The organism is Rhizobacter sp. P1_G5 (assembly GCF_056405435.1).
Genome location: NZ_JBFUCB010000274.1, coordinates 1 through 7,578, shown reverse-complemented (window position 1 = coordinate 7,578; position 7,578 = coordinate 1). Strand labels below are relative to the sequence as shown.

General features: G+C 66.6%; 6 protein-coding genes. 3 read left to right on the top strand and 3 right to left on the bottom strand.

Annotated features, from left to right (window positions below):
- Together AC1D12_RS18640 and AC1D12_RS18635 are read left to right on the top strand one after the other, a co-directional pair.
- Positions 1-1,375 (top strand): Imm57 family immunity protein (locus AC1D12_RS18640; RefSeq protein ID WP_477842151.1); only part of this gene is annotated, 1,375 nt, incomplete at its 5' end.
- 32 nt (positions 1,376-1,407) lie between these two features.
- Positions 1,408-2,064 (top strand): hypothetical protein, encoded by a 657-nt coding sequence (locus tag AC1D12_RS18635; RefSeq protein ID WP_477842149.1) that lies wholly within the window; start codon positions 1,408-1,410, stop codon positions 2,062-2,064.
- 48 nt (positions 2,065-2,112) lie between these two features.
- Here the strand turns inward: AC1D12_RS18635 and AC1D12_RS18630 are convergent, their stop codons facing one another.
- From AC1D12_RS18630 to AC1D12_RS18620, 3 genes are all read right to left on the bottom strand, one after another.
- Positions 2,113-3,936, bottom strand: a complete 1,824-nt coding sequence (locus AC1D12_RS18630) for a hybrid sensor histidine kinase/response regulator (RefSeq protein ID WP_477842148.1) — start codon at positions 3,934-3,936, stop codon at positions 2,113-2,115.
- Positions 3,933-4,577, bottom strand: a complete 645-nt coding sequence (locus AC1D12_RS18625) for a response regulator (RefSeq protein WP_477842147.1) — start codon at positions 4,575-4,577, stop codon at positions 3,933-3,935. The genes AC1D12_RS18630 and AC1D12_RS18625 overlap by 4 nt, the downstream gene beginning before the upstream one ends.
- A 189-nt stretch (positions 4,578-4,766) precedes the next feature.
- Positions 4,767-6,377, bottom strand: coding sequence for an inorganic phosphate transporter (locus tag AC1D12_RS18620; RefSeq protein WP_477827001.1), 1,611 nt, complete (start codon positions 6,375-6,377; stop codon positions 4,767-4,769).
- A gap of 115 nt (positions 6,378-6,492) precedes the next feature.
- Here AC1D12_RS18620 and ppk2 point away from each other — a divergent pair, with 115 nt between their 5' ends.
- Positions 6,493-7,389 (top strand): polyphosphate kinase 2, encoded by an 897-nt coding sequence (gene ppk2, locus AC1D12_RS18615; RefSeq protein ID WP_477842145.1) that lies wholly within the window; start codon positions 6,493-6,495, stop codon positions 7,387-7,389.
- Positions 7,390-7,578: the final 189 nt, after the last annotated feature.

The window sequence follows — 7,578 nt, the reverse complement described above, 5'->3', positions numbered from 1 at the left end:
GAATGCGATGGCGGGCTACCCGCCGGGCGCCAAGGTCTGGAGCTGGACCTACAACGCACGCGGGCAGAAGCTCACCGAGACGGCGCCGGACGGCAYGACGACGGCCTGGACCTACTACGAGGACAGGACCGCCGACCACATGGTCGGCGACCTGCAGAGCGAGACGGCGAGCGATGGGCGCGTCACGCGCTACCTGCGCTACGACCGGTCGGGCAAGTTGCTGGAGAGCATCGATCCGAACGGTGTCGTCACGCGGCAGACCTACGACCTGCGGCAGCGGCTGCTGACGCGCGACGTGGCCGGGCGCGTCACGCGCTACACCTACGATGCCGCGGGGCAGCTCAAGCGGCTGGGAGGGGATTCCTGTCATCGTGAGGTACCCCCAATGAGGTGGCCGCTGGTTCTCACAGCGATCCTGCTTTTGTGTCCGACGCTGGCGGACGCTGGCTGCCAGTCGAAGAACCAGGCGCAGGTCATTCAGGTTCTCCGACAGGGCATCGACCTGAACGAGCGATTCAAACGTTCGGTCATTTCGGGCGATGAAGCGACGTACAAGGCCCTGCGCAGACAGAACGAGCAGTACAGCGAAGAGGCTGCTTTGCCGTGCGTTCGTCGGGCCGTGGATCTCCTTGATCAGCAGCTCGATGAGGCTTTGCTTCGCCTGCTCATGGCGTACGCGGTCTCGCGCCAGAACTCCGCGGATGAAACAGTCCCCGAGGCATTGGCTTCGGTGTTTGCGAAGCACCCGGACGCTGTTGCTTCAGGCCTGAGGTCGTTTTCTCCTGGACACGCAAAGGTGCTGCTGCGCACCATGGAGTCTGGGTGGCCCGCCATTCGCAGGGGACTCGACTCGACACTCCGCCAGGACCGAGATGAGCGCTTGAGAGCGCTACGTGCTGAACAGTCGAAACGGGCGCGGGGGCAGGAAGAGGGCGACCTTCGGATGGCCAACGTTGCCATGGCAGCCGGCATCGCGATGGGGGCGAGTGAGCAGACAAGGACACGATGTGCAGTGAGCCCCTGTCTGGGCGTTTCTCAGGCTGAGCTCGGACTGGCCCTGATTGCCGCGCGCAGCAGCCCCGCATCGCTCAAGGCGCTGGCGGAACTTGCTCGATTCAAGCTGGATGGCAGCTTGGCTGAAGACTACTCGTGCAGTGTCTTGCGCAAGGGGGCGAAGCTGAAGAAGTGGGTCGGCGTGACCGGAGCGAGCGAACTCAGAGAGCAGTGCATTGCAGAGTACAGCGTGGTGACACGTGCTCACACGGGCGTCTTTCCGGCGTCGGAGGCGGATCTGGTTTGCAGGAAAGAGGCAGAAATCGTTGCAGCGAAAGAGGCTCTGCTCGGCGTCCTTCGCGCGGAGCACTCTTGTCCGTGAGAGCTGTGGAGACGATGCATATGGAGACATCCGTGGCGAAGCAACTCAGCGACGAGTTGAACGACATCATCGGTCGTTTGGACGAATCGGTCCGCTTGGTGATGGATCGATGCTCTGAGGCGGAATTCACTGCCTACAGGAGCGTGATCGGCAGAGTCATGGGAAYGCTCGTCCTGGATGTCCTCAATCCGCTGTACGCGAGAAATCCGGAAGCAAGCCGAAGGGACATCGTTCCCTTCCGTTGTGCGAAGACAGGATCAGAGCTGTCTCCTGGAAGAGCAGGTCATTGCGCGCTCTGCGAGCGGTTGCTTGATCGACAATTTTTGCCGGAGTGCGTCTACCTAGCGCAGAGGAAACCAGTTTGTGTCGACTGCATCCAGGCTGTGGCCGACAAGACGTTCGCGACGATCATCAAACGGGACCTGTGGTTGGTTGACGCCGCGGCGGCGGCCCGTCGAAAGGATATCCGCATCGAAATTGGTTTTCCTCGTCCGACGGGATCCGGTGAAGAGGCCGCGTGCTCGGTGCTGATTCGCGGGTTGATGCCAAACGCCATCGACATCCATGGTTCCGACGCCTTGAGCGCGATGGAGTGTGCGATGACGTTTGCCGAGTCCGAGTTGAAGGCTTTGCCCGGAACGATGGCAGTGCAGTGGCCCGGCGGTGAGGCGTACATCGACCAGCCGTGATGGAAGCCATCGAACATCTGAGCCCGGCGGTGGGGGCGGAGCCGCGAGCTACGGCACCGCCCTCAGCACCGCATACAGCTCCCGCGTGCGCACCGGCTTGAACAGCACCTGGTGCCCGCTGTCGTGCACCCGCTTCACCTGCTCCGGCGAGGTGTCGCCGGTGATCAGCAACGCCGGCAGCGGCGCGCCGTAGAACTCGCGCACCCGCTCGATCGCCTGGATGCCGTCCTCGTCGTTCGCGAGCCGCAGGTCGGACACCACCACGTCGATCACGCCGGCGTGGCGGCGCACCTCGGTGCAGGCCTCGAGGATCGTGCCGGCCGTCAGCACGTGGTAGCCCCAGGTCTGCAATAGCTCGCGCATGCCGTCGCGGATGATCTCCTCGTCGTCGATCAGCAGCACCGTGCGGTTCGCGTCGACCGCGGCCGGCACCGTGTCGGCGGCGATCACCATGTTGTCCATCTCGACCAGCTCGGTCTGCTTGATCAGGATGCGGAACACCGTGCCGCGCCCCGGCGTCGAGGCCACCTCCAGCTTGTGCCCCATCAGCACCACCAGCCGCTTGACGATCGCCAGGCCCATGCCCAGCCCGCGCGTGCGGTCGCGCCCCGGGTTGCCCACCTGGTAGAACTCGTCGAAGACCTTCGGCAGCTCGTCCTCGGCCATGCCGATGCCGGTGTCCCACACCTCGATGCTCACATGGTGCCGCCGGTTGCGCGCCACCACCACCAGGCCGCCCTCGTTCGTGTAGCGGATCGCGTTGTGGATCAGGTTGCTCAGCACGCGCTCCAGCAGGTGCGGGTCGCTGGTGACGATCTTGCCGCCGGGCTTGAAGCGCAGCGACAGCCCCAGCTCCTCGGCCTGCCCGCTGCAGTGCATGTGCAGCACGCGGAACAGGTCGCGGATCGGGAACGACTGCAGGTTCGGCTCGATCACGCCGGCGTCGAGCTTCGAGATGTCGAGCATCGACGTGAAGCTCTGCTCCAGCGCGTCGATCGAGCGGATCATGTTCGTCACCATCGGCTGCAGCGGCGAGCTGCCGAGCTGCTTCTGCAGCGTCGCGGCGAACAGGCCCAGCGCATGCATCGGCTGGCGCAGGTCGTGGCTGGCCGATGCGAGGAAGCGGCTCTTCTCGCGGTTCGCCCGCTCCACCAGGAACACCTGCTGGCGCAGCGCGCGCACCAGCGCATCGTTGTCGAGCTTGGTCTGCAGCTCGCGCATCAGCAGCCGGTGGCGCGACAGCGCGAACACGCCGATCGCGAGGCCCGACACCGCCACCAGCGAGCCGATCGTCAGCGACAGCGGCAGGCCCTCGCGCAGCAGCACCACGATCAACGGCGTGAGCAGCGGCAGCAGCCACCAGAAGATGGCCGGGCGGTACGGCGTCGAGAGGTGCGCGCCCGCGGCCGCGACCAGCAGCAGCACGCCGATCAGCCACGAGGTGGCCGTCCAGTTGGTGCTGGGCAGCAGCCACCACGCCGCCGCACCCCACACCAGCGACGACAACGCCAGCACCACCAGGTAGCGGCGCAGCCATTGCTTCGGCTCGGCCAGTGCCGCGCGGCCCTGGCGGCGGAAGTGCCACGCGAGCAGCAGCTGCAACCCCTGCACGCTGTGCATCGCGGCCGACCACCACAGCACGCGGGCGTCGTCGGTCAACAGCRCGAACACGCCCCAGCCGAGCAGCGCGAGCGCGAACGACACCGCGATCGTCCGGTAGGCATGGCGATACAGGCGCTCCACCTGCGATGCGCCGGTGCGCTCGCGGCGGCGTTCCTGGCCTTCGTCGAGGCTCGCGTCGTGGGCGCCGGGCGTTGCCGAGGGCGCGATGCGGAACACCACGGGCGGCCGGTCGCTCAACGGCGCACTCAACGGAACAGGCTGATCAGGTGCGAGCGCGACTTCACGTCGAGCGCGAGCAGGATCGTCGACACGTAGTTCTTGATGGTGCCCAGCGACAGGCCGGTGGCCGTGCTGATCTCCTGGTTGGAGCAGCCGGACAGCACCAGCTCGAGGATCTCGAGGTGGCGCGGGCCGAGCTCGGCGACGCGGTCGTAGCTGGACGAACTCGGAAAGCGCGGGAAGCGGGCGCTGCTGCCGTGATGAGCGGCGTGGCCATTGGCCGGGCCGGGCGTGGCCGACAGCAGCGAGAGCACGATATCGCACATCGAGCCGGGCGCCTGGCCCTTGGTGACATAGCCGACCGCGCCGAGCGCACGCACTTGGCCGATCACGAATTCATCCTGCGTGCCGCTGATGACCGCGACGCGTGCCTGCGGAAAGGCCTCGAGGAACTGCTTCAGGCCTTGCAGCCCCTTGCAGTCGGGCATGTTCAGGTCGAGCAGCACCAGCGTGGTGTCGGGGTGGGCCCGGTAGGCCTCGATCGCATCGTGCAGCGTGCTCGCCTCCAGCAGCTCGAGCGGCGTGCCCTCGATGGCCGACWGGCTGGTGACGATGCCCACGCGCAGCAGCGCGTGATCGTCGACGATCAGGATCTTGGGGACAGGGGACACGGTGGATCCGGTGGATTCGGCGCCAGGGTGCAGGACGGAATTCATCGCAGGGGATGCCTCATCGACGCTCAAGCAAGCGCGCATCGTATGCGCTGAGCGCACGCGAGGCAAACCGCCCATTCGGGCGGATCCCCTTCGTCGGATCGCCGTTGGCTCACCCGAAAGGGGGTGTCCCCGTTTGCGCCGCCGTCAGAACAGGTGCGTGAACAGCCAGTACAGCGAGCCCGACAGCAGGATCGCGGCCGGCAGCGTCAGCACCCAGGCCATCAGCAGGTTGCGGATGGTCGACATCTGCAGGCCCGACCGGTTGGCCGCCATCGTGCCGGCCACGCCCGACGACAGCACGTGCGTGGTCGACACCGGCAGGCCGTACATGTCGGCCGCGCCGATCGTCATCATCGCCACCAGCTCGGCCGACGCCCCTTGCGCATAGGTGAGATGGGTCTTGCCGATCTTCTCGCCGACGGTGACCACGATGCGCTTCCAGCCGACCATCGTGCCCAGGCCGAGCGCGATCGCGACCGCCACCTTCACCCACAGCGGGATGAACTTCGTCGCGTCGTCGATCTGCTTCTTGAAGGCCTTCAGGTTGGCGCGTGCATCGGTGTCGAAGCCGGTGCCCTCGGCCTTGTCGAGGAAGCGGATCGCCTCCGATGCGAGATACATGTCGTTACGCACATTCGCGACCGCCTCGGCCGGCACGCGGGCCAGCGAGCCGTGCTGCTTGACCTGGCGGCCGATGCTGCCGGCCATCTCGGCGAGGGCCGGCACCACGTCGGGGGTCAGCGCCTTGGTGCGCACGTAGTCGGACAGGACCTTGCGCGGATCAGCTGGAGCTGCGGCAGCGTTGCCGCGCACCAGCGAGCCCTGCGTGGCCTGAGCCATCGCGACGAACTGGGTCACCTGGTCGACCGGCATCGCGCGGTTCAGCGCGTAGGCCATCGGCACCGTGCCGACCAGGATCAGCATGATCAGCCCCATGCCCTTCTGGCCGTCGTTCGAGCCGTGCGCGAACGACACGCCGGTGCAGGTCAGCACCAGCAGGCTGCGGATCCACCACGGCGGCGGCTGGTTGCCTTTCGGCTCTTCGTAGAGCGCCCGGTTCTTGACGAAGGCGCGCAGCGCGAGCAGCAGCAGTGCTGCGCAGCCGAAGCCCACCAGCGGCGACAGCAGCAGCGAGTAGCCGACCTTGGTGGCCTGCGCCCAGTCGACGCCGCTGGTGCCGTCGCGGCCGTGCATCAGCGCGTTGGCGATGCCGACGCCGATGATCGAGCCGATCAGCGTGTGCGACGACGAGGCCGGCAACCCGAGCCACCAGGTGCCGAGGTTCCAGACGATCGCGGCGATCAGCAGCGCGAACACCATCGCGAAGCCGGCGCTCGAGCCGACCTGCAGGATCAACTCGACCGGCAGCAGCGAGATGATGCCGAAGGCCACCGCGCCGCTGGACACCAGCACGCCGAGGAAGTTGAAGAAGCCCGACCAGACCACTGCGATGTTCGGCGGCATCGAGTGGGTGTAGATGACGGTCGCGACCGCGTTCGCGGTGTCGTGGAAGCCGTTGACGAACTCGAAGCCGAGCGCGATCAGCAGCGCCACGCCGAGCAGCAGGAAGGGCAGCCAGGTGGTGACCGTGGTGCCGGCGGCGCTGATGTCGCCGACCAGGCTGTAGCCGGTGAACAGCAGGCCGGCGGCGAGCAGGCCGATGAACAGGATCGCCGTCAGCGGGCCGGGCTTGCGGTCCAGCGAGGGGCGTGACGATACGGGCAGCCTGCCGGCGGTGGTGGTGCTGGTGTTCATGGAGCCGGATCGTCGGACGGCGATGTGACAACGGCATGACGGCGGGCTGTCATGGCCCGGTCATGCGGCTGATGCACCGTCAGGCACCCGTGTCTTTCAACCTGCCGTACCCACCATGAGCGTGAACCCCGAACAAGACCAGTGGATGCAGCGCATCCACCGCGACCTGATGGACAGCTACGACGAGGAGCTCGAGCTGGAGATCGAGGACCGCGACCCGGATGGCACGCCGTCGGACCGCGAGCAGCGCCGCAGCTATTTCCGCGAGCTGTTCCGGCTGCAGGGCGAGCTGGTGAAGCTGCAGGACTGGGTGGTCGGCACGCGGCAGAAGGTGGTGATCCTGTTCGAGGGGCGCGATGCGGCCGGCAAGGGCGGCGTCATCAAGCGCATCACGCAGCGGTTGAACCCGCGGGTGTGCCGCGTGGCGGCCTTRCCGGCGCCGAACGACCGCGAGCGCACGCAGTGGTACTTCCAGCGCTATGCGACGCACCTGCCGGCGGCCGGCGAGATCGTGCTGTTCGACCGCAGCTGGTACAACCGCGCCGGTGTCGAGCGGGTGATGGGTTTCTGCACCGACGACGAATACGAGGAGTTCTTCCGCACCGTGCCCGAGTTCGAGAAGATGCTGGTGCGCTCCGGCATCGTGCTGCTGAAGTACTGGTTCTCGATCACCGACGAGGAGCAGCACCTGCGCTTCCTCGGCCGCATCCATGACCCGCTGAAGCAGTGGAAGCTCAGCCCGATGGACCTGGAGTCGCGCCGCCGCTGGGAGGACTACACCAAGGCGAAGGAGATCATGCTGGAGCGCACGCRCATCCCCGAGGCGCCGTGGTGGGTGGTGCAGGCGGTCGACAAGAAGAAGGCGCGGCTGAACTGCATCGCGCACCTGCTGGGGCAGCTGCCGTATGGGGAGGTGGCGCATGCGCCGATCGAGTTGCCGCAGCGGGTGCGGCACGACGACTACTTCCGGCAGCCGGTGCCGGGGGAGATGATCGTGCCTGAGGTGTATTGAGCTCTTTGCGGCACCGCCCGTCTGTGTTTGGGGGAAAAGATTGAAGTGACCGACGAGCGCGCCGGCGCTCGCATGCTTGTCGGTCACTTCAATCTTTTCCCCCAACAAGAGCGGCTGGTGGTGAGCGCGGGGGGTGAGGGACTGGGCTGGGGGCGATTTCTGAGGCGACGAAGAAGCTTGGTTTAGGGG